This window comes from Streptomyces sp. NRRL S-455 (genome assembly GCF_000717875.1).
Lineage (GTDB): Bacteria > Actinomycetota > Actinomycetes > Streptomycetales > Streptomycetaceae > Streptomyces.
Map to the genome: position 1 here is coordinate 471,834 of NZ_JOCT01000011.1, position 24,484 is coordinate 496,317.

A 24,484-nucleotide genomic window follows, 5' to 3' on the forward strand; every position below is an offset into this window, starting at 1 on the left:
CTGAACGCCGGGGTTCACGTACATGACAACTAAGCAGACAAAAGAAGACTCGCCGCCAGCGCTGGAACAAGCCGTTGCCGGGGCGAGTCTGACAGATGATCAGTAAGCGAAGCCGGTGCCGAGACGGGCTCCCGTGGCGGTCGTGCCGAGGAGCGTGTTGCCGAAGGTCGTGGTGCCGTTGGGGCTCACGACGGTCGTCGGGCCGGACCTGAAGTACCAGACGGACCCGGCGTTGCCGTTCTCCCCCGGCGCGCCCGCGGCCAGGTCGGCCAGGCCGTCCTGGTCGGCGTCGGCGAGGTGGACGGCCTTTCCGAACGCGTCGAGCTTCTCCGCGGAGCCGGGCACGTTGGGCGTGTTCTGCGTGACCGCCTGGGCGCCGGCGCCGGTGAGCCCGGCCTTGGTGCCGCGCAGCACGACGACCGCGCCGGCGTCGGACACCGTGCCCAGGTCCTCACCGGGCAGACCGGTCACCACGTCCGGGTGGCCGTCGCCGTCCACGTCGGCGACCTGGACGTCCGTCCCGAAGCCGTCGCCCCGCTCGGCGGAACCGGGCACGCCGGGGCTGTCCTGGTTGAGGTGCGTGGCCCTGGTGCCGTCGGCCCCCTCGGCACCGCCCGGTATCCAGGTGACCCGGCCGCCCTTGGCGGTGGGGGTGTCGAGGTCGCTGTCGTACCCGGTGACGGCCCGGCCGACCACGATGTCGTCGAAGCCGTCCTGGTCGATGTCCCCGATGTCGAGGTTCTCGCCGCCCTGGAGCCGGTAGCCGTCGCTGCCCTGCACGGTGGTGTACGGGGCCAGACCCTGCTCGCCGCCCAGCCAGTACACGACCCGCCGGGCGTCGAACTCGTCGCCGTCGTTCTGGGTGGCGGCGACGTCGGTGACACCGTCGCCGTTGAGGTCACCGGTGGCCAGGTCGAGGACGCGGGTGTCGAACTCGTCCCGCACGATCTGCTCGCCGTGGCCGGAGGAACCGTCGCGGGAGAACGGGCCGTTCACGACCCGCAGATTGAACTGGTTCTCCACGGTCACCAGATCCTCGGCACCGTCGCCGTTCACGTCGCCGACGGTCAGGCGCCCTTGCCCGCCGAGCCCGTCGTAGGCCTTCCCGGTGGCCAGGGCGGCACCGCCGGACAGGCCCTTCGCACCGCCCCACAGGACTTCTGCCAGCCCGGACTCGGCGCCTCCGTCGGCCGTGTCCTCGCCGCCCACGCCGACGACCAGGTCCGCGTAACCGTCGCGGTCGAGGTCGGCGGTGGTGAGCGCGCCGCCGAACCCGTCGTCCACCTCGGGGCTGCCGGGCACACCGGCCGTGCTCTGGCTGACGACCTGCCGCGTCGTCACGTTCAGCCCGTTCTTCGAGCCGTAGACCACGGCGACGTATCCGGCACCCTTCTTGCCATCGACGGTCGCGGCCGGGGCGGCCACCGCGAGGTCGGCGTAGCCGTCGCCGTTGAAGTCGTCGTGCAGACGCTTGGCGCTGGGCGTGGTGGCGGTCGTGGCCGAGGTCACGGCGCCGGCGCCGGGTATCGCCAGGGCGCCGGCGACGAGGGTGACGCCGGTGGCGACGACGAGACGTCCGCGCGGGGAACGCCGGTGGGAACGCGAGGTCATGTGATTCCTGTCGTGAAAAGAGCTGTTCAGCGTGTGAAGCCCGTACCGAGGGTGCCTGTGGGGCCGGTTGTCGCGGTCGGGGGTCAGCGCGGGAAGGTGCCGAGGTGGGATCCGTCGGGCATGGCCATGCCGAGGGCACGGGGACCGAAGGAGAAGGAGCCCTTGGCCGTGACGCCGTCGGAACCGGACCGGAACACCCATACGGCACCGGCGACCGCGTCCTCCTCGGTCGCCGCCACGACCGGCTCCGCCCGGCCGTCGCCGTTGCCGTCGACGAGGTGGACGTTGCCCCCGAAGAGGTCCCCGCTCTCGGCGGTGCCGGGCACATCGGCGCTGTTCTGGCTGAGCACCTTGGTGCCGGCGCCGGTCGGCCCGTTCGCCCCGCCCGGTACGACGGCGAAGGTGCCGGCGTCCGCCAGCCCGCCGAAGTCCTCGTGGGGGATACCGGCGAGCACGTCCCCGTACCCGTCGCCGTCGACGTCCCCGACCGACAGCGCGGCGCCGAAGTCGTCGGTGCTCTCCTGCACGCCCGGCACGCCGGGGGTGTCCTGGGTGATCACCTGGGGCGCCGCGGCGGCCGGGCCGCTCTGGGTGCCGTAGACGATCCGCAGGGCGTGGCCGCCCATGACGAGGTCGGCCCGGCGGTCGCCATTGAGGTCGCCGAGGGCCAGGGTGGCGTTCTGCGGGTCGAGGTGTTCGCCCTGCCCGTCCTTCAGGATGACGGGCGGCTGCAGGCCGTCGCGGCTGCCGCGCACGTAGTTGAGGTAGTAGCCGTACTCGTGATCGTCGTCCCAGTCGTACGCGCGGGACATCGTGACGAGGTCGGTGATGCCGTCGCCGTCCGTGTCCCCGGCCACCGTGGCGAGCTCGTACATGTCGCCGTCGATGAGCGGCGCACCGCTCTGGGTGGAGGCGGGCACACCGTCACGTCCGAAAGGCCCGAACCGCACGGGCCCGAATCCCGCGAGGTCCTGGTGCCCGTCGCCGTTGAAGTCACCGGCGGCGAACTTACCGGCCTGCCACGAACCGCTGCCGACGGCGGGCAGCACCTTGCCGGAGGTGAAGCCGCCGGGCCCGCCCCACAGCACGGTGTGGTTGCCGTTGCGCGCGTTGCCGCCCTGCACCCACGACTCGCCGGAGGCCTCGACGACCAGATCGGTGAACCCGTCCCCGTCCAGATCGGCCACGGTGAGCCGGGACCCGAAGTGGTCGTACGCCTCAGGGGCCCCGGGAACGCCGGTGGAGGCCTGGGTGTACACCTTCCTGGAACCGGCGTTCAGCCCGTTCGCGCCCCCGTACAGCACGGCGACATACCCGGCCTGGTGCACGCCGTTCACGGCTCCGTCGGGCGCGGCGACGGCCAGGTCCTGGTATCCGTCCCCGTTGAAGTCCTGCCGCAGCCCCGAAGGAGCGGACGGCTCCGCATGGGCGGCGGGCAGCGCACCACCGATCGCGGCGAGAAGCGCCGTGGCGACGACCAGGGCACGCCGTGTTCCGGGCGGAACGGGCTTGGCGGGCTGGAGGGACAGGGTCACGTCGACTCCGGGAATCCGAGAGGCAGTTGACCGCGCAGAGGAACAAGATCCTCATCCGCGTTGCCCAGTACGACTCCCGGGGCAACCGGTTGGTTGCCCTCACTTACCCCAGGACTTCACCGACCGTTAACACCGGCCCGGGGATCCGGCGCCGGTCAGAACGGCTCGAAGTCGTCGTACTCGCGCTCCGCCTCGTCCCGCTCGGCCTGCCGGTCCCTGCGGCGCTGTGCGGCCGGCCGCGTGCCCTCGAAGCGGTGGTCCTCGCCACGCCGGCCGAGCATCTCGGCCCCGGCCGTCAGTGACGGCTCCCAGTCGAAGACGACCGCGTTCTCCTCGGGGCCGATGGCGACGCCGTCGCCACCCCGGGCGCCCGCCTTGACCAGCTCCTCCTCGACTCCGAGCCGGTTGAGCCGGTCCGCCAGGTAGCCGACCGCCTCGTCGTTGTTGAAGTCGGTCTGCCGCACCCAGCGCTCGGGCTTCTCGCCGCGCACCCGGAACAGGCCGTCGGCCTCGCGCGTCACGGTGAAGCCCGTGTCGTCCACGGCCTTGGGCCGGATCACGATCCGCGTGGCCTCTTCCTTCGGCTTGGCCGCCCGCGCCTTCGCGACGAGCTCACCGAGCGCGAACGACAGCTCCTTGAGCCCCATGTGCGCCACGGCCGACACCTCGAACACGCGGTAGCCGCGCTCCTCCAGGTCCGGCCGCACCATCTCGGCCAGGTCCTTGCCGTCCGGTACGTCGATCTTGTTCAGGACGACGATGCGCGGACGGTTGTCGAGGCCGCCGTACTGGCGCAGCTCCTCCTCGATGATGTCGAGGTCGGAGACCGGGTCGCGGTCGGACTCCAGCGTGGCGGTGTCCAGGACGTGCACGAGCACGCTGCACCGCTCCACGTGCCGCAGGAACTCCAGCCCCAGGCCCTTGCCCTGGCTGGCCCCCGGGATCAGCCCGGGCACGTCGGCGATCGTGTACACGGTCGAACCGGCCGTGACGACGCCGAGGTTGGGCACGAGGGTGGTGAAGGGGTAGTCGGCGATCTTCGGCTTGGCGGCGCTCAGCACGGAGATCAGCGACGACTTGCCGGCGCTCGGGTATCCGACGAGCGCCACGTCGGCGACCGTCTTCAGCTCCAGGACGATGTCCCGCAGGTCCCCCGGCTCGCCGAGCAGCGCGAATCCGGGCGCCTTGCGCCGCGCGGACGCCAGGGCCGCGTTGCCGAGCCCGCCCCGGCCGCCCTGCGCCGCGACGAAGGACGTGCCGTGGCCGACCAGGTCCGCGAGGACGTTGCCCGCCTTGTCCAGCACGACCGTGCCGTCCGGCACCGGCAGGACCAGGTCCTGGCCGTCCTTGCCGAAGCGGTTGCCGCCCTCGCCGGGCTTGCCGTTGGTGGCCTTGCGGTGCGGGGAGTGGTGGTAGTCGAGGAGCGTGGTGACGGACTGGTCGACGGTGAGGATCACGTCCCCGCCGCGACCGCCGTTGCCGCCGTCAGGGCCGCCCAGCGGCTTGAACTTCTCACGGTGAACGGAGGCACAGCCGTGTCCTCCGTTACCCGCGGCGACATGGAGCTCGACGCGGTCCACGAAGGTGGTCATGGTGGGTGCCTCCAGAAGTACGTACGAGATTTACTTGTTCAACACGTGTGCAACAAGCGAAAGGCGGACCCGCCTTCCCGCCCGGGAAGTGAGGTCCGCCTCGCGAAAGTGTCCGATCAGGCGACCGGAACGATGTTCACGACCTTGCGGCCACGGTGGGTGCCGAACTGCACCGAACCGGCCTCCAGCGCGAACAGCGTGTCGTCGCCGCCACGGCCGACGCCCGCGCCCGGGTGGAAGTGGGTGCCGCGCTGACGGACCAGGATCTCACCAGCGTTCACGACCTGACCGCCGAAGCGCTTCACGCCGAGCCGCTGGGCATTGGAGTCGCGACCGTTCCGGGTGGACGATGCGCCCTTCTTGTGTGCCATTTCTCCTCAGTCCCTTACTTCGCAGCCGTGGGGATCTCGGTGACCTTGATCGCCGTGTACTGCTGGCGGTGGCCCTGGCGACGGCGGTAACCGGTCTTGTTCTTGTAGCGCAGAATGTCGATCTTCTGGCCCTTGTGGTGGTCCACGACCTCGGCCTGGACCTTGATGCCGGCCAGCACCCACGGGTCGCTGGTCACGGCGTCGCCGTCGACAACGAGCAGGGTCGAGAGCTCGACCGTGTCGCCAACCTTGGCAGTGGAAATCTTGTCAACCTCAACGATGTCGCCGACAGCAACCTTGTGCTGGCGACCACCGCTGCGCACGATGGCGTACACGCGGAACTCACTCTCTCGCTCGGGAAACGGCACCCCCGCAGGCCAGCCACCCACGAGAGCACGCGGGCGACCTCTCCCGGTCACAGCCCGTGTCCGGGAGGATGAGGTTTACGGGGATGTGGCGGGCCTGACGACACGCCGACGGTCAAGGTTACGGGGCCGTGGCCGAGGGGGTCAAACCGGGCCCATTGCCGGGCTCCTTCGGGGTCAGGAACCCAGGCTCTCCCGATACGCCACGCACGCCTCGTACGAGGGCAGCAGGCCCTGCTCCCGGGCCTCGGCGAGGGTGGGCGCCTGCTCGTCCTTGGCGGAGAGCAGCGGGGTGATGTCCGCGGGCCAGTCGATGCCCAGGGCCGGGTCGAGCGGCTGGATGCCGTGCTCCCGCTCGGGGGCGTAGCCCTCCGAGCAGAGGTACACCACGGTGGCGTCGTCGGTCAGCGCCATGAAGGCGTGGCCGAGCCCCTCGGAGAGGTAGACCGCGTGGTGGTCCCGGTCGTCCAGGCGGACGGCCTCCCACTGGCCGAAGGTGGGCGAGCCGGTCCGGATGTCCACGACCACGTCGAGCACCGCGCCGCGCACGCACTTGACGTACTTGGCCTGGCTGGGCGGCACGTCCGCGAAGTGGATACCGCGCAGGGTGCCGCGGCTCGAGACGGACATGTTGGCCTGGGCCAGCTTCAGCGGGTGGCCGACCGTCTCGGTGAAGAGCGGTGCCTTGAACCACTCGTGGAAGCTGCCCCGGCTGTCGGGGAAGACCTTCGGCTCGTGCACCCAGGCGCCGGAGATGGAAAGGGGCCGCATCACATGTCCTCAGCTCTTCTTCGGCTCTTCTTCAGCTCTGGTTCTTGCCCGCCATCGCTTGTCCAGCGGCAGCGTAGCCGTCACGGTACGGCCCTCGACAACGGCGTCGGCGGGACGGGTCACTTCAGCGCCGCGCGCTCCTTCAGCGGCTCCCACCAGGCGCGGTTGTCCCGGTACCACTGCACGGTCTCCGCGAGGCCCGCACGGAAGTCCTTGCGCGGCTCGTAGCCGAGTTCCTGGCGGATCTTGGTGCAGTCGACCGAGTAGCGGCGGTCGTGGCCCTTGCGGTCCTGGACGTACTCGACGCTGGTCTCCCAGTCGGCGCCGCACGCCTCGAGGAGCAGTTCGGTGAGCTCCTTGTTGGACAGCTCGGTGCCGCCGCCGATGTTGTAGATCTCGCCGGGGCGGCCCTTGGTGCGGACCAGTTCGATGCCCTGGACGTGGTCGTCGATGTGCAGCCAGTCGCGCACGTTGCCGCCGTCGCCGTACAGCGGGACCTTCTTGCCGTCGAGGAGGTTGGTGACGAAGAGCGGGATGACCTTCTCGGGGAAGTGGTGGTGCCCGTAGTTGTTGGAGCAGCGGGTGACGCGGACGTCCAGGCCGTGGGTGCGGTGGTAGGACAGCGCGATCAGGTCGCTGGAGGCCTTCGCCGAGGAGTAGGGCGAGTTGGGCTGAAGCGGGTGGGTCTCGGGCCAGGAGCCCTCGTCGATGGAGCCGTAGACCTCGTCGGTGGAGATGTGCACGAAGGTCTTGATGCCGGAGCGGTGCGCCGCGTCGACGAGCGTGTGGGTGCCGACCACGTTGGTGCGGACGAACTCCGCGCCGCCGTCGATGGACCGGTCGACGTGCGACTCGGCGGCGAAGTGCACCACCTGGTCGTGCTCGGCCATCAGCTCGCCGACCAGTCCGGGGTCGCAGATGTCGCCCTGCACGAAGGCGAAGCCGGGGTGCTCGCGCACCTCGTCGAGGTTGGCCGGGTTGCCCGCGTAGGTCAGCTTGTCCAGGACGGTGACCGTGACGTCTCCGGGGCCCTGGGGGCCGAGCAGCGTACGGACGTAGTGCGAGCCGATGAAGCCGGCGCCGCCGGTGACCAGGATCCGGATCGGGCGGGCGGGAGAAGGGGCGGAGGCGGTCATGAGGAGATCTGCACCTTGCTGTGATCACCGAGCACGAGCCGGTGGGCCTTGGGATTACGGGGGGCGGGGGTGACTTCGACGTCGCGTCCGATGAGCGAGGCCTCCACCCGGCGTACACCGGTGACGGACGAGCCGCGCAGCACGATCGAGTACTCGATCTCGCTGTCCTCGATCCGGCAGTCCTCGGAGACGGACGTGAAGGGTCCGATGTACGCGTTGTCGACCACGGAACCGGCACCGACGATCGCGGGCCCGACGATCCGGCTGCCACTGACGCGGGCGCCCTCCTCGATGCGCACCCGGCCGATGATCTCGCTGTCCTCGTCCACCGTGCCCGCGTTCATCGGCTGCACGGTCTCCAGGACGGACCGGTTGACCTCCAGCATGTCGGTGACGTTGCCGGTGTCCTTCCAGTAGCCGGAGATGACGGTGGAGCGGACGTCGCGCTTGTGGTCGATCAGCCACTGGATGGCGTGGGTGATCTCCAGCTCGCCGCGCCATGAGGGTTCGATGGAGCGGACGCCCTCGTGGATGGCCGCGGTGAAGAGGTAGACGCCGACGAGGGCGAGGTCGCTCTTGGGCTGCTTCGGCTTCTCCTCCAGCCCGACCACCCGGCCGTCGCCGTCCAGTTCGGCGACGCCGAAGGAGGTGGGGTCGGGGACCCTGGTCAGCAGGATCTGCGCGTCGGGCCGCTCGGCGCGGAACTCCTCCACCAGGCCGGTGATACCACCGACGACGAAATTGTCGCCGAGGTACATGACGAAGTCGTCGTCGCCGAGGAATTCCTGGGCGATGAGCACGGCGTGGGCGAGGCCCAGCGGTGCTTCCTGCGGGATGTAGGTGACGTCGATCCCGAACCGGGAACCGTCGCCCACCGCCTCGCGGATCTCGTCCGCGGTGTCGCCGACGACGATGCCGACCTCGTTGATGCCGGCTTCGGCGATCGCCTCCAACCCGTAGAAGAGCACGGGCTTGTTGGCGACGGGTACCAGCTGTTTGGCGGATGTGTGGGTGATCGGACGGAGGCGGGTGCCCGCTCCCCCGGAGAGCACTAGAGCCTTCACTTAAGTCCCGTTTTTACATTAATTTGTTTAATTTGCGATCAGTCTCGACTCGCATCATAACCGTATGACCAGGTATCGATTCACCTGTTGTTCAGACAAACGATCCGCCCCCGGTCGTCGGACCGGGGGCGGATCACTTTTCTCCGTCGGGTGTGAGGCGTCAGCCCTCGTCGGCCGGGCTCGAGACGGACGGGACCGGCTGCTGCTCGGCCGCCGCGGTCTTCTTGGACGCCGCCTTCTTGGCGGTCGTCTTCTTCGCGGTGGTCTTCTTCGCAGCCGTCTTCTTGGCCGTCGTCGTCTTCTTGGCCGCCGTCTTCTTGGTGGCGGCCTTCTTCGCCGTGGCCTTCTTGGCGGTCTTGCGGGCGGCCTTCTTGGCCGGAGCCGGCTCCTCGGCAGCCTCACTCGCCTCGACGGCCGGGGCCTCGTCCGCGGCGGTCGTCGCGACGACGACCACGGCCGCGTCCTCGGACGCCGTGGGCGCGGCGGTCTTGCGCACCGCACGACGCCGCGGGCGGGCCGGGGCGGCGCTCTCGGCGGGCGCCTCGGCCACCACCGCCTGCTCGGCCGGCGCCTCGGACTTCGGCTCCTCGGGCTCGGCCGCCGTCTCGGAGACCGTCACCACGGCCGCCTCGGCCCCCGCCGGCGAACCGGCCGGAGCGGTCACCTTGCGGGTGGCCCGCCGCCGGGTGCGGCCCTTCGGTGCGGCTTCCTCGGCGGGCGCGGCCTGCGCGGCCTCGACCACCGGGTCCTCGACGGCCATCGGCTCGGCCTGCGCCTCGGCGGCCGTCTCGGGCCGCACCGGACGGGCGACCTCCTGCTCGGCGGTCACGTCCTGAGCCGTCGGCACCTCCGCCTCGGCCCGCGCGGACTTGTCCTGGTCGGCCTTGACCGGCTCGGCCGTCCTGGCGGCGTCGCCGCCACGCGGAGCGCCCGCCGGGGCCGACGCCCGCCGGCTCGCCCGGCGCCGGGACCGACCGCGGGTGGCCGCGGCCTCCGCCTCGGCGGCGCTGCTGTACAGCTCCTCGTCGGGCTCGAAGGCCGGCGCGGGCAGCGCGACCGGGTCGGCGACCTCGGCGACGACCTCCGCCTCGGTCTCCGCCTCCTCCTCGGCGGTCTCGGCGATGTCGGCGATGTCGACGGCGGCCTCGTGCACGTGCGGCTGCTCGGCCGCACCGGCACGGGCGCGCTTCTTGCGCTTGCCGCCGCCTCCGGCCGAGGTCGGCTGCTCCATGTGCACGATGACTCCGCGCCCGTTGCAGTGGACACAGGTCTCGGAGAAGGACTCCAGCAGCCCCTGACCGACCCGCTTGCGAGTCATCTGCACGAGCCCCAGCGAGGTCACCTCGGCGACCTGGTGCTTCGTACGGTCCCGGCCGAGGCACTCCAGCAGGCGCCGCAGCACCAGGTCCCGGTTGGACTCCAGCACCATGTCGATGAAGTCGATGACGATGATGCCGCCGAGGTCGCGCAGCCGCAGCTGGCGCACGATCTCCTCGGCCGCCTCCAGGTTGTTCCTGGTGACGGTCTCCTCGAGGTTGCCGCCCTGGCCGGTGAACTTTCCGGTGTTGACGTCGACGACGACCATCGCCTCGGTCCGGTCGATCACCAGCGAGCCGCCGCTGGGCAGCCACACCTTGCGGTCGAGGGCCTTGGCGAGCTGCTCGTCGATCCGGTACGTGGCGAAGACGTCGACCTCGGAGGTCCACTTCTGCAGCCGCTCGGCGAGGTCGGGCGCGACGTGCGAGACGTACCCGTGGATCGTCGACCACGCCTCGTCACCGCTGACGACGACCTTGGAGAAGTCCTCGTTGAAGATGTCGCGCACGACCCGGACGGTCATGTCCGGCTCGCCGTAGAGCAGCGTCGGCGCGTTGCCGTTCTTGGCCTTCTTCTGGATGTCCTCCCACTGCTGCTGCAGCCGCTCGACGTCCCGGCGCAGCTCGTCCTCGCTCGCGCCCTCGGCGGCGGTGCGCACGATGACGCCCGCGTCCTCCGGGACGATCTTCTTGAGGATGGTCTTCAGCCGCGACCGCTCGGTGTCGGGCAGCTTGCGGCTGATGCCGGTCATCGAACCCTCGGGCACGTACACGAGGTAGCGGCCCGGCAGGGAGACCTGGCTGGTCAGGCGGGCGCCCTTGTGCCCGATGGGGTCCTTCGTCACCTGGACGAGCACGGACTGCCCGGACTTCAGGGCGGACTCGATGCGCCGCGGCCCGTTGGCCATGCCCAGCGCCTCGAAGTTGACCTCACCGGCGTAGAGGACGGCGTTGCGGCCCTTGCCGATGTCGATGAAGGCGGCCTCCATCGACGGCAGCACGTTCTGCACCTTGCCGAGGTAGACGTTGCCGACGTAGGACGTCGACTGCTCCTTGTTGACGTAGTGCTCGACGAGCACGTTGTCCTCGAGGACGCCGATCTGCGTGCGGTCGCCGTGCTGGCGGACGACCATCACGCGCTCGACGGCCTCGCGCCGGGCGAGGAACTCGGCCTCGGTGATGATCGGGACGCGCCGGCGGCCCTGCTCGCGGCCTTCCCGGCGGCGCTGCTTCTTGGCTTCCAGACGGGTCGAGCCCTTGATGGACTGCACCTCGTCGGAGGGCTCGGTCCCCTTTTCCCGCTGGGGGCGGGGCTCACGGACCTTGACGACCGTGCGCTCCGGGTCGTCCTCGGAGGGCTCGCCGTCGGCCGCGCTGTCACCGGCACGGCGCCGGCGGCGACGACGCCGGCGGCTGCTGCTGGAGCCACCCCCGCCGGCCGACTCGTCCCGGTCGCCGTCCTCGGAGTCCTCCCGGTCCTCCTCGGTCTGCTCGGCGGTGTCCTCGGCGTCCTGTGCGGCGGCCTGCTCGGTGTCGGCGTCGGTGCCCTCGCCGTCGATGTCGGTCTCGGCGGACTCACCACGCCGGCGCCGACGACCGCCCCGGCGACGGCGACGCCGCGAGCCGGACCCCTCGGACTCGTCCTGCTCGTCGCCCTCGGCGGAATCCTCGGCCTCGTCCGCCTCGTCGACGGTGGTCTCCGCGGCGGGGGTCTCGGCGGCCCGGGCCTCGGACTCGTCGGCGGAGCCCCGGCGGCGGCGCCGACGACGCGGCGCGCCGGACTGCTCCTCGGCCGGGCCCTCGGCCATGGCGGACTCCTCCGCCTCCTCGGGCTCCTCGGTCCCGGCCGCCTCGGCGGCGGCCGCGGCAGCGGCCCGCTCCGGTGTCTGGAACTGGGGCTCGGTGAACACGGGCGCCTGGAACACGGCGACGGCGGGCCGCGCCGGACGGGCCGGTGACTCGTCCTCACCGGCGGCCGCGCCGGCGGATCCCTTCGAGGCCTTCGCGGCCCGCGCGGGCTCGGCGAAGCCGCCGGCGGCCCGGCGGACGGCCCGGCGACGGCGACGCGGAGCGGCCTCCTCGGCCGGCTCACCGGCCTGGGCGGGGGCGGCCCCTTCAGCGGGGGCCTCGGGGGCGGATGCCTCAGTGGCAGAAACCTCGGGGGCAGCGGGCTCGGCGGCCGCGGGGGCCTTCGTCTCCTCTGCGGACACAGGGGACGCGGACGTGGACGCGGCGGCAGCCTCGCCGGGGGCGGCGGTCTCCTCCGCGCTGACAGCCGCGGGCGCCCCCGTGGGCGCGGACACCCGACGCGTGGCACGCCGCCGGGCCCGACGCGGAGCGGCCTCCTCGGCGGCCTCGGCTCCTTCGGCGGCATCGGCCGCGGAGGGCTCGGAAGCACTCGGCACCGGGGCCGCCGCCGTCTCGCTCGTCACGGTCTCGCTCGTCACCGTCTCGCTCGCCTCCGCCGCAGCCGCGGCAGGCGTGGCCACGCTGCGCGTCGCGCGACGCCGGGTGCGCCGGGGAGCGGCGTCCTCGGACACCTGGGCGGGTGCGGCGGACGCGGGGGCCTCGGCCTGCTCCGAAGCCTCGGAGGCGGCAGGGGCGGCGGCGGTCACCGGCACCACGGTCTCGGCGGTCTCCGCGGACTCCGGGGCCCCGGCGGGCGCGGAAGCACGGCGAACCGCACGGCGCCGCTTACGACCGGCGGGCGCGGCGTCCTCACCGGGCTCGCTGCTCTCGGCAGGTACGGAAGTCTCCTCCGCCACAGTGGTGGTCTCCTCCGCAGCGGCTTCCTCGATGTCCTCGAGGTCCTCGGGATCCGCGACCGGTATGGCCGGCGTGACGGTCTCCACCGGAGCGTCGGGGGAGGCACCGGCGGGGGGACCCGCCGGGCGGGACGCGGCACGGCGCCGCCGACGGGGCGGCAGGGTGTCGCTCGGGGTGTTGTTCTCTTCGGAGCCCGGGGTGGACTCTGTGGGTTCGGTCGGTTCGAGCATGCGGGCTTTTCTCCCGTCGGGCTCCCGGGCGCCGCACCTGGTCCGGCTTGTGCCGGTGACGTCCGCGGCTCGCGCTGTGCGCGTCGCCGCCGTCCGGGGCGCGGGCGCCGCACGGGAGCTTTCCGTGTCCTGTCTCGCCGGTTCCGTACACCTATTGCGTACGGCCTGGCGAAAGTCTTCTGGTCGGTGCGCTACCCGACCCAGGTGGCTCCCGAGTCCGAGGGCGGCGCTACGACGTCCGTCCTTACGCGGAACCTTCCTTACGCCGGCGCCGTCGCGGCGGCAGGCGGTTCGGCCGTTGAGCGGGCCTCCGCTGCCTCGCGGTCGGGCGCGAGCGGGTCGGTCACCGTGCCGGTCTCTTCATCGAACAGCCCCTGCGCCAGCCTGGTCACCGCTGCGGGGACCGGCGGCGCCAGGTCGGCCACGGCGCGGAGACCGGACAGGACGTCGTCGGGTCGTACGGCAGGCGTCACGTGCCGAACAACCAGCCGCAGTATCGCACAGGGCTGGTCGGTCGGCCTATCAGCCTGCGAACTGTGCGTTTCCGCGAGATCGCGGATCTCCAGGCTCACGACGGCGGAGCGGGCGTCGAAAGTACGGACCCCGTTCTTGGCGAGGCGCTGGACCTCGACGGTCTCGGCCGCGTTGAAGGCGTCCGCCGCACGGCGGGCCTCCTCCTGCGGCACGCCGTCCAGCCGCAGCTCCCACACGGAAGCCGTGAGCCGGTCGGCGAGGCCCGAGGTGCGGGCCTCGACCGCCTCGATGATGTCGAGCCCGGCGGGCAGCGACTCGTCGAGAAGGATCCTGAGCTGCTCCGGGTCGCGCGGCGCGGTGAGCGCGATCTCCAGGTACTCCGCCTCACTGCCCGTGCCGGTGGGTGCGGCATTGGCGTACGACACCTTCGGGTGCGGTGTGAAGCCCGCCGAGTAGGCCATCGGCACCTCGGCACGGCGCAACGCACGCTCGAAGGCGCGCTGGAAGTCACGGTGGCTGGTGAACCGGAGGCGGCCGCGCTTGGTGTAGCGCAGTCGGATGCGCTGCACCGCGGGTGCGGGCGGCGGGCCTTCGGGCTGTCGCTTGCCCAGTGTCGTTCAGTCCTTCGTGAGAGCGGTCGTACTGCTACCAAGAGTACGTGCCTCGCGGCCCGAAGGTTCCCTCAGGTCGACGGGCCGCGGCTGCCGCGGCTCCCCGAAGAGCATCCGCCGGACGTCGGCACGCGCCTGCCGCACGGACTCCCGGGCGGACGTGAGCGCCTGCCGGGTGGCCCGTCCCACACTGCGGGCGGCCTCGGCGGCGGGCCGCAGGACCGCGTCCCGCACCACGTGCCCGACCGGCGTCAGCACACTGCGGTACACCCACCGCACCGGCTCGACGAAGATCCACCGGAAGAGGGTGCCGAGGAACCGTCCAGCGGCGCGCGAGATGTGCCCGGCGACGCGCCACGCGTGGCCGAAGGCGTCCCACACCTCCCGCCCGATGACGGCGAGGACCCGCCCGACCGGCGTGAGGACCCACCGCCAGACGGCGAGCGCGGGCAGGACGAACAGGATCCGGGCGATCCAGTACAGGGCCGTCCCGACGCCGGTGACGATCATGCTCACCAGCCGGACGAGCCCCTTGCCGCACCAGGCGATCGCACGGCCCACGGGCGCGAGGACCCACGTGTACAGCCACACGGCGGGCACGACGAGGAGGTGCTTCACGAGCCACGCCAGGGCCGTGTACACGCCGGTGCCGAGGGCCGCGAGCAGCGCACCGAGCCCGTTCACAACCCACATCGCGGCGTGCCCCACCGGCGTGAGCACCCGCCTGTACACCCAGCCGAGCGCGGCCCCGACGCCCCCACCGACCCACGCGATCGCGTGTCCCACCGGCGTCAGTACGAACCGGTACAGCCACACCAGAGGTACGACGACGAGGACGTTGCCGAGCCACCCCAGCGCCTTGGCCACCGGCACGACGACATACCGCCACAGCCCCACGAACGGCCAGACGAACAGCGCCCTTCCGAGCCACAGCAACGCCCTTCCGAGCGGCCGGAACAGCACGTCGTTCAGGAACCGCCCGGCCACGACGAGCGCGTCCCACACGATCCGCACGGGGACGACCAGCACGAGCACGATGATCCGCACCGGGATCCGGATCGCGACGACGAGGCATCCCTCGGGCGCCCCCGGCTCCCGCCGAACGGGCGGCTCAGTCTGATGCTCGCGCAGATCGACCCGCGCCTCGGAACCCTCGCGGGTCGGCTTCTCGAGATCCATACCGACGTAGACGCCTCAACGCCCCGTCCGGATCCGGCACCGCACAGTCCATCAGGACATTGTCCCGTCAGCGGCACCGTCGGCCTCCCAGCGCAGCAGGTCCCCCGGCTGGCATTCGAGTACCTCGCAGAGGGCGGCGAGGGTCGAGAAACGGACCGCCTTGGCGCGGCCGTTCTTGAGGACCGCGAGGTTGGCGGGGGTGATGCCGACGCGCTCCGCGAGCTCACCCACGGACATCTTCCGCTTGGCGAGCATCACGTCGATGTCGACGGCGATCGGCATCAGATGACCTCTTCCAGCTCGGCCTCCATCTGGGCCGCCTCGATGTCCCGTGCGACGGCCTGCGCGAGCAGCATCCGCAGTACGAGCACGACCAGCGCGACGCCCAGCACGGCCACGACGACCCCGCACAGCAGCAGCACCACCCCGGGGGCGACGGCCTCGCCCGGGGCGAGAACGACCGCCAGCGCGAAGACCAGCAGTGCGGCGGCCACGAACGCGCCGATCACGATGTGCACGTACCGGAAGGCGGCGGTGGAGAACACGGTCCCACGGCGCACCATCGTCACCAGACGCCACACACAGACCACGACGACCTGGGCCGTCACGACACCCAGGACCGTGACCACGAGGATCGGGGTGCGGAGATACGCGTACTCGGGCCTGAGGCCGTTCATGTCGATGGCCAGCAGCGGCACCATGACCGCCTGCACGAACAACGACCCGGCGAGCAGCACCACGAGCACCACGCGCAACGCCATCACGGCCAGCTTCCCCATCACCACTCCCTCGATCGAATCACGATGGAAATCTATCGACTTTCGATAGGTGACGCAACGGTTCGCTCGCCGGAGACGCAACGAGCCGCATGCCGGAGACGCAAAGGGGCAGAAGCAGACGACACCATCAGCCCGCCGCCGCGCACGGTTCACGAGCCGCACGTGACACCGTGGACGGGAGGAACGCCGAGCGCCCGAGCCGAGGAGGACGACAGTGGACTGGCGCGCATTCGCACGGCAGCTGGCCTCCACGGCCCGGTACCTGGCGGCTCAGGACTCGGTCGACGCCACCCTCGAGCGCATCACACACTCGGCCACGGAACTGGTCGCGGGCTGCGACGCGGCCGGCATCCTCCTGCTGCACGGCAAGAAAGTGGAGACAATCGCGCCCACCCACCCCCTGGTCACCGAGAGCGACCGCCTCCAGGAGCACCTCGCCGAAGGTCCCTGCTTCGACGCGGCACGCAGCGACACCGGGGAGCGGGTGTTCCGCATCTCCGACTTCACCCACGAGGTGCCACGCTGGCCCCAGTACGCCTCCCGGGCCAAGGAACTGGGCGTCGGCAGCATGATGGGCTTCCTGCTCTACACCGACGACGAGGAGCTCGGCGCGCTCAACCTCTACTCCGGCAGCCCCGGGGCATTCACAGAGGACAGCGAGACCGCCGGCTGGCTACTGGCCTCGCACGCCGCCATCGCCTTCTCCAGCGCCCGCAGCCACGCCCAGCTCCAGCAGGCCCTGCAGACCCGCCACCAGATCGGCGAAGCCATGGGCATCCTCATGGGCAGCCACGACCTCACCGAGAAACAGGCGTTCGACGTGCTGCGCCGCTTCTCCCAGGACAACAACATCAAACTCCGCGAGGTCGCCCGCCGGGTCTGCGAACACGGCCACCTGACCTGACGGCTCCCCCAGCACATATTCCGAACTGGGGGAACCTGGCCGAGCCGGCCCCCCGGGGGGAGCGTCACCGACCCCGCCTGTCTCCACGAGTCCCCCCGAGGACGAACCGCTCACATCTCATCGCGGGTGACCGCTCGGCGACGAACGACGCAATGCTCGCGAGGACCCGGGCCATTGAAATTTCAGGCATTAGCCGACGGCAGCGTTCGGCGGTGTCGACGTGATCGTCTTCAGCGCCGGTCGAACGGCGGCAGCACGGAGGTCACGAAGGCTGTCGACGGCGACGGAGTCGCGAAGCCGATCGAGGCGGCTCGCCTGGCCGGTGTCGAACGCTTCGCACTGGTCTCAGTGCTCCCGGAGTCATGGCGGGAACGCGACCTCGGCGAGGACGTCGAGTACTACTTCACCGTGAAGCAGGCCGCAGACATCACGCTCAGCCCCCGTATCGGTCGGCAGATCCTCGAACTCGACACGGGTTCACCCCCGATCGAAGAGGCGGTCCGCACGAACGTCCGCCAGGACATCCATCACCCGACTTCGCGGAGACCTTCTCACACGGTCCAGTGACGCGGGCAGCCGCCTCCCCGAGTGGTATGGGGAGGCGGCTTCGCCTCAGTGCCCGTGTCCGCTGGGAGTCGGCGCGGCGTTCTTGACCGTGAGAGGCAGGAGCTTCTTACCAGTGGGGCCGATCTGGATGTGGGTGTCCATCTGAGGACAAACCCCACAATCGAAGCACGGCGTCCAGCGGCAGTCCTCGACCTCCGTCTCGTCGAGGGCGTCCTGCCAGTCCTCCCAGAGCCAGTCCTTGTCGAGGCCGGAGTCCAGGTGGTCCCAGGGGAGGACCTCCTCGTACGTGCGCTCGCGTGTGGTGTACCAGTCGACGTCCACGCCGAAGGGGGCCAGTGCCTTGTCGGCACACTGCATCCAGCGGTCGTACGAGAAGTGCTCGCGCCAGCCGTCGAAGCGGCCGCCGTCGTCGTAGACCGCGCGGATGACCGCGCCGGTGCGGCGGTCGCCGCGGGACAGCAGGCCCTCGACGATGCCGGGCTTGCCGTCGTGGTAGCGGAAGCCGATGGAGCGGCCGTACTTCTTGTCGCCGCGGATCTTGTTCCGCAGTTTCTCGAGGCGGGCGTCCGTCTCCTCCGCGGAGAGCTGCGGCGCCCACTGGAACGGCGTGTGGGGCTTGGGGACGAAGCCGCCGATCGAGACCGTGCAGCGGATGTCGTTGGAGCGGGAGACCTCGCGGCCCTTCGCGATCACCCTCGTCGCCATGTCGGCGATCTGCAGGACGTCCTCGTCGGTCTCCGTCGGGAGGCCGCACATGAAGTACAGCTTCACCTGTCGCCAGCCGTTGCCGTAGGCGGTGGCGACGGTACGGATCAGGTCCTCTTCCGAGACCATCTTGTTGATGACCTTGCGGATGCGTTCCGAGCCGCCCTCGGGGGCGAACGTGAGGCCGGAGCGGCGGCCGTTGCGCGTCAGCTCGTTGGCCAGGTCGATGTTGAAGGCGTCCACGCGGGTGGACGGGAGGGAGAGGCCGATCTTGTCGTCCTCGTAGCGGTCGGCGAGGCCCTTGGCCACGTCGCCGATCTCGCTGTGGTCCGCCGAGGAGAGCGACAGCAGGCCGACCTCCTCGAAGCCCGTCGCCTTCAGGCCCTGCTCGACCATGTCGCCGATGCCGGTGATGGAACGTTCGCGGACCGGGCGGGTGATCATGCCGGCCTGGCAGAAGCGGCAGCCGCGGGTGCAGCCGCGGAAGATCTCCACCGACATGCGCTCGTGGACCGTCTCGGCCAGCGGCACGAGGGGCTGCTTGGGGTACGGCCACTCGTCGAGGTCCATGACCGTGTGCTTGGAGACCCGCCACGGGACGCCGCTGCGGTTCGGCACGACACGGGCGATACGGCCGTCCGGCAGGTATTCGACGTCGTAGAAGCCGGGGACGTACACGCCGCCCGTCTTCGCCAGGCGGAGGAGGAGTTCCTCGCGTCCGCCGGGGCGGCCTTCGGCCTTCCAGGCGCGGATGATCGCGGTGATCTCCAGGACCGCCTGCTCGCCGTCGCCGATCACGGCGCAGTCGATGAAGTCCGCGATCGGCTCGGGGTTGAACGCGGCGTGGCCGCCGGCCATGACGATCGGGTCGTCCAGGCCGCGGTCCTTGGCCTCCAGGGGGATCCCGGAGAGGTCCAGGGCCGCCAGCATGTTGGTGTAGCCCAGCTCCGTGGAGAAGGACAGGCCGAGCACGTCGAACGCCTTCACGGGGCGGTGGCTGTCCACGGTGAACTGGGGGACGCCGTGCTCGCGCATGAGCTCCTCGAGGTCCGGCCACACGCTGTAGGTGCGCTCGGCGAGGACGCCCTGCTGCTCGTTGAGGACCTCATAGAGGATCATGACGCCCTGGTTGGGCAGGCCGACCTCGTAGGCGTCGGGGTACATGAGCGCCCAGCGGACGTCGCAGGACTCCCAGTTCTTGACCGTGGAGTTGAGTTCTCCGCCGACGTACTGGATCGGCTTCTGCACATGCGGGAGCAGAGCTTCGAGCTGCGGGAACACCGACGCAGCGACTTCGGCAGGCATGTCGCGCACCTTCGTGAGCTGGACTGAACTGACAGGGGTGACCATCCAGACTAACGCGACCTCGGGGCGCCTCCGTACGCCCGGAAGGTCACAGGGCCGCGCCGCGGTCCTTGATCCCGGCCCAGAAGGCGGGCAGCTCGGCCTCCACGCGGGTGGCCCGCTGCTCCTCGCGTTCATGGAGCAGGCCGTAGGTGAAGGTGTCCTCCCCGGCGGCGTGGGCGACGGCCGACAGTTCGCGGAGGGTCTGCCGGGCCATCACGCTGTCCTGGTGTTCGCCGAGCAGGTTCTGGAGGGACTTCATGGACTTGACCAGGGTCTTGGCCGGCTTGCCGAGGACCGGCCGGGCCGCCTCGGCCGCGTAGCGGGTGCGCTTGGCCTTCTTGCGGGCCTCGTGCAGGGCGACGTCCCGGTCGGTGCCGGGCCGCTGTTCCTGTCCCTGCTGGACCAGCTTGGTGACCTTGCGGAAGTCCCTCTTCACGGCCTCGGTGATCGTCTTGCCGGGCTTCCTGGCGGCTGCCTTCCGCAGCGGCGGGTCGGCGATCAGCGCGTCCAGGGTGTCGAGCAGGGTGAGGTAGCGGCGGGAGTCCAGGACGCCGATGAGCCGGCCGCGTGCTCCGTGGTGTTCGGCGCTCGACCAGGTCTGCAGCCGCTCCTTGACCGGGCCGCGGACCAGGTCGTCGGGCACTTCGTCGAGGGCGGTGGTCAGCCGCTCGGTCAGCACCTCACGGTCCCGGTCCCGGCCGAGCTCAGCGGCCAGCCACTTCAGCTCGTCGGCGATGGGATCGGTGACGGTCCGGTCGAGGACGTTGCCGAACGATTTGAAGGTGCTGCGCAGCCTGCGGGTGGCCACGCGCATGCTGTGCACGGAGTCCTCGGCGTCCCGGCGGACGGCCGGGTCGAGTTCGACGATCGCGTCGCGCTGGGTGCGCGCATACGCGAGCACGTGGTCTCCGGCGGTCCGGGGCTCCGCGGCGGGGTCGGGGGCACACCCTCTTCCCGGCGCCGTTTCGGCGAGGGCCCGTGCCAGCTTGGACGGCGACTTGGACGGCCGTACGCCCGCTTTGCGCAGCCGTTTGTCCACCTTGCCGAGGAAGGCCGGGTCTCCCTCGTCGGCGAGCTCCACCTCGATCTCGGTCCACTGGGCCGCGCCGCCTCCGGGCGTGAGCCGCTCCGCGTGCACGCTGTCGACGCTGACCTCGGCGAGCAGCCTGCCGTCGGCGTCGACGAGGTGGCGTACGTCGCGGTCGGAGCGCAGCCGGACGAGGGGCAGCAGCTCGCGGTCGCGGACGCGGGAGCGGACCAGCCCGGCGAGGATGTCCGGGAGGGTGTCGGACAGGGGGGCGTGGATCTCGTCGCGGATGCCAGGGGCGACCGGGAACTTGAGGTGCCAGCCCGCGTCGGAGCCGCCGGTGCGGCGGCGCAGGGTGACGGACGATGTGGCGAGGCGTTCGTCGGCGGTGTCGTAGTAGGTGGCGTCGAGGTGTGAGACGCCCTTGTCGAGGACGGCCGCGACCCCGGTGACACCGGTCAGGTCGGGAAGCCCGCTGCCCTCGGATTCGTACTTCCGCTCGATCTCGCGCTTGGTGTCCGCCATGAACCGAATCTAGTCGGCGTGGGGGCGGGGCGGCAGAGGGCGCCCCGCCCCGTGTTCAAGCCGACATCGGGCGTTGCACCCGGATCGACTGCAACAGGCCGACCGCTATCCACACGGCGAACATCGATGAGCCGCCGTACGACACGAACGGCAGCGGCAGGCCGGTGACCGGCATGATGCCGAGGGTCATGCCGATGTTCTCGAACGTCTGGAAGGCGAACCAGGCGACGATGCCGGCGGCCACGACCGTGCCGTACAGGTCGGTGGTCTCGCGGGCGATACGGCAGGCGCGCCACAGGACGATGCCGAGCAGAAGGATGATCAGGCCGCCGCCGAGGAAGCCCAGCTCCTCCCCCGCCACGGTGAAGACGAAGTCCGTCTGCTGTTCGGGCACGAACTGGCCGGTGGTCTGCGAGCCGTGGAAGAGGCCGGAGCCGGTCAGGCCGCCGGAGCCGATGGCGATGCGGGCCTGGTTGGTGTTGTAGCCGACGCCGGCCGGGTCGAGTTCGGGGTTGGCGAAGGCGGCGAAGCGGTTGATCTGGTAGTCGTCGAGCACTCCGAGCTGCCAGACGGCGATCGCGCCGGCCGCGCCGGCGCCGAGCAGGCCGAACACCCAGCGGTTGGAGGCTCCGGAGGCGAGCAGTACGCCGAGCACGATGATGACCATGACCATGACCGATCCGAGGTCGGGCATGAGCATCACGATGACCATGGGCACGGCGGCCAGGCCCAGGGCCTGCATCACGGTGCGGTGGTCGGGGTACTGCCTGTCTCCGGCGTCGACCCGGGCCGCCAGCAGCATCGCCATGCCCAGGATGATCGTGACCTTGACGAACTCGGAGGGCTGGAGGGAGAAGCCGCCGGGGAGCTTGATCCACGAGTGGGCGCCGTTGATCGTGGAGCCGAGCGGGGTGAGCACCAGCAGGATCAGCAGGAGAGAGACGCCGTACAGGACTGGCACGGCGGTGCGCAGGCCGCGGTGGCCGAGCCAGATGGTGCCGGCCATCAGGGCGAGGCCGATGCCGGTGTTGAGCAGGTGCCGGACGAGGAAGAAGTACGGGTCGCCCTGGTTGAGCTCCGTGCGGTTGCGGGTCGCCGAGTAGACGAGGAGCGTGCCGAGCAGCGACAGGGCCGTCGCCGACAGCAGGATCGGCCAGTCGAGCCGCCGCGCCACGGAGTCGCGGGCGAGGAGCCGGGTCCAGCCGGAGCGCTCGGGGCCGTAGCCGGATACCTGGAAGCTGTTCACACCGCCGGTCATGTCGGCAACCTCCGGCTTCCCTGCCGGCGCCTTCGGGTGTCACGGTTCTCGGGTGACGGCGGGGCGGACGTCGCCGGCTGGAGCGGGTCGGCCGGGGCGTTCGGGTCCTTCTTCTTCGCCTGCTGGTCCTTGGCCGGGTCCTTGGAGATCTTCGGGGTGGTGATGGTGCCGTCCGTCTTGACCTTCGGCAGGGCCTTCTGCGGGGTGGGCAGCAGGGCCTTCTTGGAGTCGATCTTGCCGTCCTCGGAGACGCCGTACAGCGCGTTGTAGATGTTGCGGACGGCGGGGCCCGAGGCGCCGGAGCCGGTGCCGCCCTGGGAGATCGTCATGACGATCGAGTAGTCCTTGGTGTACGTGGCGAACCAGGAGGTGGTCTGCTTGCCGTAGACCTCGGCGGTACCCGTCTTGGCGTGCATCGGGATCTTGTCCTGCGGCCAGCCGCCGAAGCGCCAGGCGGCCGTACCGCGGGTGGCGACTCCCGCGAGGGCTTCGTCTATCTCGTTGCGGAGCTTCTGCGTCATCGGCAGCTTGCCGTGCGCCTTGGGCTTGATCGGTGTGATCGTCTTGCCGTCGGCGCTGATGACGGCCTTGCCGACGGACGGGGTGTACATCGTGCCGCCGTTGGAGATGGCTCCGTAGATGGTGGCCATCTGGATGGGCGTCACGAGCGTGTCGCCCTGGCCGATGGAGTAGTTGACGGAGTCACCGGCGCGCATGCGGTTGCCTTCGAGGCAGTTCTCGTAGGCGATCTTCTCCGCGTAGCTGCCGTCGCGCTTGCCGGTGCGGCACCAGGCGTCCTTGTTGGCCTTCCAGTAGTCGAGCTTCCACTTGCGGTCGGGGACGCGGCCGGTGACCTCGTTGGGCAGGTCGATGCCGGTCTCCTTGCCGAGGCCGAACTGGTGGGCCGTCTTGTAGAACCAGTCGTCGGCGTTCTTCTTGGGCTTGGTGCCGCCGTCGCGCTTCCACTCCTCGTGGGAGAGGCGGTAGAAGACGGTGTCGCAGGAGACCTCCAGGGCGCGGCCGAGGCTGATCGGGCCGTATCCCTTGGACTCGAAGTTCTTGAAGACCTGGCCGCCGATCGAGTAGGAGCTGGAGCACTGGTAGGGGCCGTCGAAGGAGTAGCCCGCGTTGACCGCGGCGGCGGTCGGGATGACCTTGAAGATGGAGCCGGGTGCCGACTGGCCCTGGATCGCGCGGTTGAGCAGCGGGTAGTTGGAGCTCTTGCCGGTGAGCCGGGCGTAGTCCTTGGCGGAGATGCCGCCGACCCAGGCGTTGGGGTCGTAGTCCGGGTTGGACGCCATGGCGACGACCCGGCCGGTCTTGGCCTCCATCACCACGACGGCGCCGGAGTCGGCCTTGTAGTTGGTGCCGGTGTTGCGGTCGTGCTGTTTGCGGGCTTCCTTCATGGCCTCGTTCAGCTGGTACTCGGCGATCCGCTGGACGCGGGCGTCGATGCTGGTGACGAGGTTGTCGCCGGGGTGGGCGGGGTCCGCCTCGGCCTGGCCGATGACGCGGCCGAGGTTGTCGACCTCGTAGCGGGTGACGCCGGCCTTGCCGCGCAGCTGCTTGTCGTACTCGCGCTCGAGGCCCGAGCGGCCGACCTGGTCGGAGCGCAGGAACGGCGAGTCGGTGTCCTGCGCCTGCTTGATCTCCTCGTCGGTGACCGGCGAGAGGTAGCCGAGGACCTGGGCGGTGTTGGCCTTGCCCGGGCTCGGATAGCGGCGCACGGCCTGCGGCTCGGCGGTGATGCCCGGGAAGTCCTCGGCGCGCTCGCGGATCTGCAGGGCCTGCTTGGCGGTGGCCTCGTCGGTGATGGGGATGGGCTGGTACGGCGAGCCGTTCCAGCAGGGCTGGGGGGTCTCCGCGTCGCACAGCCGGACCTTCGCCATGACCTCCTTGGGGGTCATGCCCAGCACTCCGGCGAGTTTGGTCAGGACCTCCTTGCCGTCGTCCTTCATCTTCAGGAGGTCGGTGCGGGAGGCGGAGACGACCAGCCGGGTCTCGTTGTCGGCGAGGGCCACGCCGCGTGCGTCCAGGATGGATCCGCGGACGGCCGGCTGGACGACCTGCTGGACGTGGTTCCCGGAGGCTTCCTTGGCGTAGGCAGCGCCCTCACGGATCTGCAGGTACCACAGGCGTCCGCCGAGGGTGAGCAGGAGGGAGAGGACGAGGACCTGGATGACGACGAGCCGGATCTGGACCCGTGTGTTGCGGCCGGTCTCGGGAATGTTGGTCACTGCGGCTGCCTCCCCCTCTCCATGCGCGTACGGATGTGCGAATACGGCGGTCTGTCCGGACACGTGTGTGCGGTGACGAGTGAGGAACGACGGGCCCACGCGCCCACGTTCCTA

19 protein-coding genes are annotated in these 24,484 nt (G+C 70.6%); 2 read left to right on the plus strand and 17 right to left on the minus strand.

Features of this window, described 5'->3' with window-relative positions; genetic code table 11:
- Positions 1–99: 99 nt before the first annotated feature.
- The 13 genes from IE97_RS0116955 to IE97_RS0117015 all read right to left on the minus strand — a co-directional run bounded on the left by IE97_RS0116955 (position 100) and on the right by IE97_RS0117015 (position 15,800).
- Positions 100–1,611, minus strand: a complete 1,512-nt coding sequence (locus IE97_RS0116955) for an FG-GAP-like repeat-containing protein (protein WP_030239945.1) — start codon at positions 1,609–1,611, stop codon at positions 100–102.
- A gap of 83 nt (positions 1,612–1,694) precedes the next feature.
- Positions 1,695–3,146: an FG-GAP repeat domain-containing protein gene (locus IE97_RS0116960; RefSeq protein WP_051705008.1), complete on the minus strand. Its 1,452-nt coding sequence runs from the start codon at positions 3,144–3,146 to the stop codon at positions 1,695–1,697.
- A 155-nt stretch (positions 3,147–3,301) separates the two neighbouring features.
- On the minus strand, positions 3,302–4,738 hold the full coding sequence (obgE, locus tag IE97_RS0116965; RefSeq protein WP_030239959.1) for a GTPase ObgE: 1,437 nt from the start codon (positions 4,736–4,738) through the stop codon (positions 3,302–3,304).
- 116 nt (positions 4,739–4,854) lie between these two features.
- On the minus strand, positions 4,855–5,109 hold the full coding sequence (gene rpmA, locus IE97_RS0116970; protein ID WP_003990207.1) for a 50S ribosomal protein L27: 255 nt from the start codon (positions 5,107–5,109) through the stop codon (positions 4,855–4,857).
- Positions 5,110–5,123: 14 nt separating this feature from the next.
- Positions 5,124–5,444 carry a 50S ribosomal protein L21 gene (gene rplU, locus IE97_RS0116975; RefSeq protein ID WP_003990208.1) on the minus strand — a complete coding sequence of 107 codons (321 nt, stop codon included), beginning with the start codon at positions 5,442–5,444 and terminating at the stop codon, positions 5,124–5,126.
- A gap of 207 nt (positions 5,445–5,651) precedes the next feature.
- A complete protein-coding gene (rfbC, locus tag IE97_RS0116980) occupies positions 5,652–6,245 on the minus strand; it encodes a dTDP-4-dehydrorhamnose 3,5-epimerase (RefSeq protein WP_030239969.1) in 594 nt (197 codons plus the stop codon).
- Between the two features lie 119 nt (positions 6,246–6,364).
- The gene (gene rfbB / locus IE97_RS0116985; RefSeq protein ID WP_051705009.1) at positions 6,365–7,381 is read right to left on the minus strand and encodes a dTDP-glucose 4,6-dehydratase; all 1,017 of its coding nucleotides are present in this window, start codon (positions 7,379–7,381) and stop codon (positions 6,365–6,367) included.
- The gene (locus IE97_RS0116990) at positions 7,378–8,445 is read right to left on the minus strand and encodes a glucose-1-phosphate thymidylyltransferase (RefSeq protein WP_030239977.1); all 1,068 of its coding nucleotides are present in this window, start codon (positions 8,443–8,445) and stop codon (positions 7,378–7,380) included. The genes rfbB and IE97_RS0116990 overlap by 4 nt, the downstream gene beginning before the upstream one ends.
- Before the next feature lie 160 nt (positions 8,446–8,605).
- Complete coding sequence (locus IE97_RS0116995) at positions 8,606–12,757, minus strand: Rne/Rng family ribonuclease (RefSeq protein WP_030239981.1); 4,152 nt, start codon at positions 12,755–12,757, stop codon at positions 8,606–8,608.
- 260 nt (positions 12,758–13,017) lie between these two features.
- Complete coding sequence (locus IE97_RS0117000; RefSeq protein ID WP_030239985.1) at positions 13,018–13,800, minus strand: TIGR03936 family radical SAM-associated protein; 783 nt, start codon at positions 13,798–13,800, stop codon at positions 13,018–13,020.
- Positions 13,801–13,848: 48 nt separating this feature from the next.
- A complete protein-coding gene (locus IE97_RS0117005) occupies positions 13,849–15,021 on the minus strand; it encodes a hypothetical protein (protein WP_030239988.1) in 1,173 nt (390 codons plus the stop codon).
- A 51-nt stretch (positions 15,022–15,072) separates the two neighbouring features.
- On the minus strand, positions 15,073–15,303 hold the full coding sequence (locus IE97_RS0117010; protein ID WP_030239992.1) for a helix-turn-helix domain-containing protein: 231 nt from the start codon (positions 15,301–15,303) through the stop codon (positions 15,073–15,075).
- Positions 15,303–15,800 (minus strand): DUF2975 domain-containing protein, encoded by a 498-nt coding sequence (locus IE97_RS0117015; RefSeq protein ID WP_030239995.1) that lies wholly within the window; start codon positions 15,798–15,800, stop codon positions 15,303–15,305. The genes IE97_RS0117010 and IE97_RS0117015 overlap by 1 nt, the downstream gene beginning before the upstream one ends.
- A 214-nt stretch (positions 15,801–16,014) precedes the next feature.
- Between IE97_RS0117015 and IE97_RS0117020 the strand changes: the two genes are divergently transcribed.
- Together IE97_RS0117020 and IE97_RS43035 are read left to right on the plus strand one after the other, a co-directional pair.
- Positions 16,015–16,704, plus strand: coding sequence for a GAF and ANTAR domain-containing protein (locus IE97_RS0117020; RefSeq protein ID WP_030239998.1), 690 nt, complete (start codon positions 16,015–16,017; stop codon positions 16,702–16,704).
- 348 nt (positions 16,705–17,052) lie between these two features.
- The gene (locus IE97_RS43035) at positions 17,053–17,271 is read left to right on the plus strand and encodes a hypothetical protein (RefSeq protein ID WP_051705010.1); all 219 of its coding nucleotides are present in this window, start codon (positions 17,053–17,055) and stop codon (positions 17,269–17,271) included.
- A 45-nt stretch (positions 17,272–17,316) separates the two neighbouring features.
- On the opposite strand, the gene IE97_RS0117030 is transcribed toward IE97_RS43035, so the two are convergent.
- From IE97_RS0117030 to mrdA, 4 genes are all read right to left on the minus strand, one after another.
- On the minus strand, positions 17,317–19,281 hold the full coding sequence (locus tag IE97_RS0117030; protein WP_030240003.1) for a TIGR03960 family B12-binding radical SAM protein: 1,965 nt from the start codon (positions 19,279–19,281) through the stop codon (positions 17,317–17,319).
- 88 nt (positions 19,282–19,369) lie between these two features.
- Positions 19,370–20,875, minus strand: coding sequence for a CYTH and CHAD domain-containing protein (locus IE97_RS0117035; RefSeq protein ID WP_030240006.1), 1,506 nt, complete (start codon positions 20,873–20,875; stop codon positions 19,370–19,372).
- Between the two features lie 55 nt (positions 20,876–20,930).
- Positions 20,931–22,133, minus strand: a complete 1,203-nt coding sequence (gene rodA / locus IE97_RS0117040; RefSeq protein WP_030240009.1) for a rod shape-determining protein RodA — start codon at positions 22,131–22,133, stop codon at positions 20,931–20,933.
- Positions 22,130–24,370, minus strand: coding sequence for a penicillin-binding protein 2 (mrdA, locus tag IE97_RS0117045; RefSeq protein ID WP_030240012.1), 2,241 nt, complete (start codon positions 24,368–24,370; stop codon positions 22,130–22,132). The genes rodA and mrdA overlap by 4 nt, the downstream gene beginning before the upstream one ends.
- Positions 24,371–24,484 lie beyond the last annotated feature (114 nt).

Bases quoted from the DNA above. Each gene is read 5' to 3' on its own strand.
- IE97_RS0116955 (WP_030239945.1), bottom strand. From the start codon at position 1,611: ATGACCTCGCGTTCCCACCGGCGTTCCCCGCGCGGACGTCTCGTCGTC.
- obgE (WP_030239959.1), bottom strand. From the start codon at position 4,738: ATGACCACCTTCGTGGACCGCGTCGAGCTCCATGTCGCCGCGGGTAAC.
- rpmA (WP_003990207.1), bottom strand. From the start codon at position 5,109: ATGGCACACAAGAAGGGCGCATCGTCCACCCGGAACGGTCGCGACTCC.
- rfbC (WP_030239969.1), bottom strand. From the start codon at position 6,245: ATGCGGCCCCTTTCCATCTCCGGCGCCTGGGTGCACGAGCCGAAGGTC.
- rfbB (WP_051705009.1), bottom strand. From the start codon at position 7,381: ATGACCGCCTCCGCCCCTTCTCCCGCCCGCCCGATCCGGATCCTGGTC.
- IE97_RS0116995 (WP_030239981.1), bottom strand. From the start codon at position 12,757: ATGCTCGAACCGACCGAACCCACAGAGTCCACCCCGGGCTCCGAAGAG.
- IE97_RS0117005 (WP_030239988.1), bottom strand. From the start codon at position 15,021: ATGGATCTCGAGAAGCCGACCCGCGAGGGTTCCGAGGCGCGGGTCGAT.
- IE97_RS0117010 (WP_030239992.1), bottom strand. From the start codon at position 15,303: ATGCCGATCGCCGTCGACATCGACGTGATGCTCGCCAAGCGGAAGATG.
- IE97_RS0117015 (WP_030239995.1), bottom strand. From the start codon at position 15,800: ATGGGGAAGCTGGCCGTGATGGCGTTGCGCGTGGTGCTCGTGGTGCTG.
- IE97_RS0117030 (WP_030240003.1), bottom strand. From the start codon at position 19,281: ATGCCTGCCGAAGTCGCTGCGTCGGTGTTCCCGCAGCTCGAAGCTCTG.
- IE97_RS0117035 (WP_030240006.1), bottom strand. From the start codon at position 20,875: ATGGCGGACACCAAGCGCGAGATCGAGCGGAAGTACGAATCCGAGGGC.
- rodA (WP_030240009.1), bottom strand. From the start codon at position 22,133: ATGACCGGCGGTGTGAACAGCTTCCAGGTATCCGGCTACGGCCCCGAG.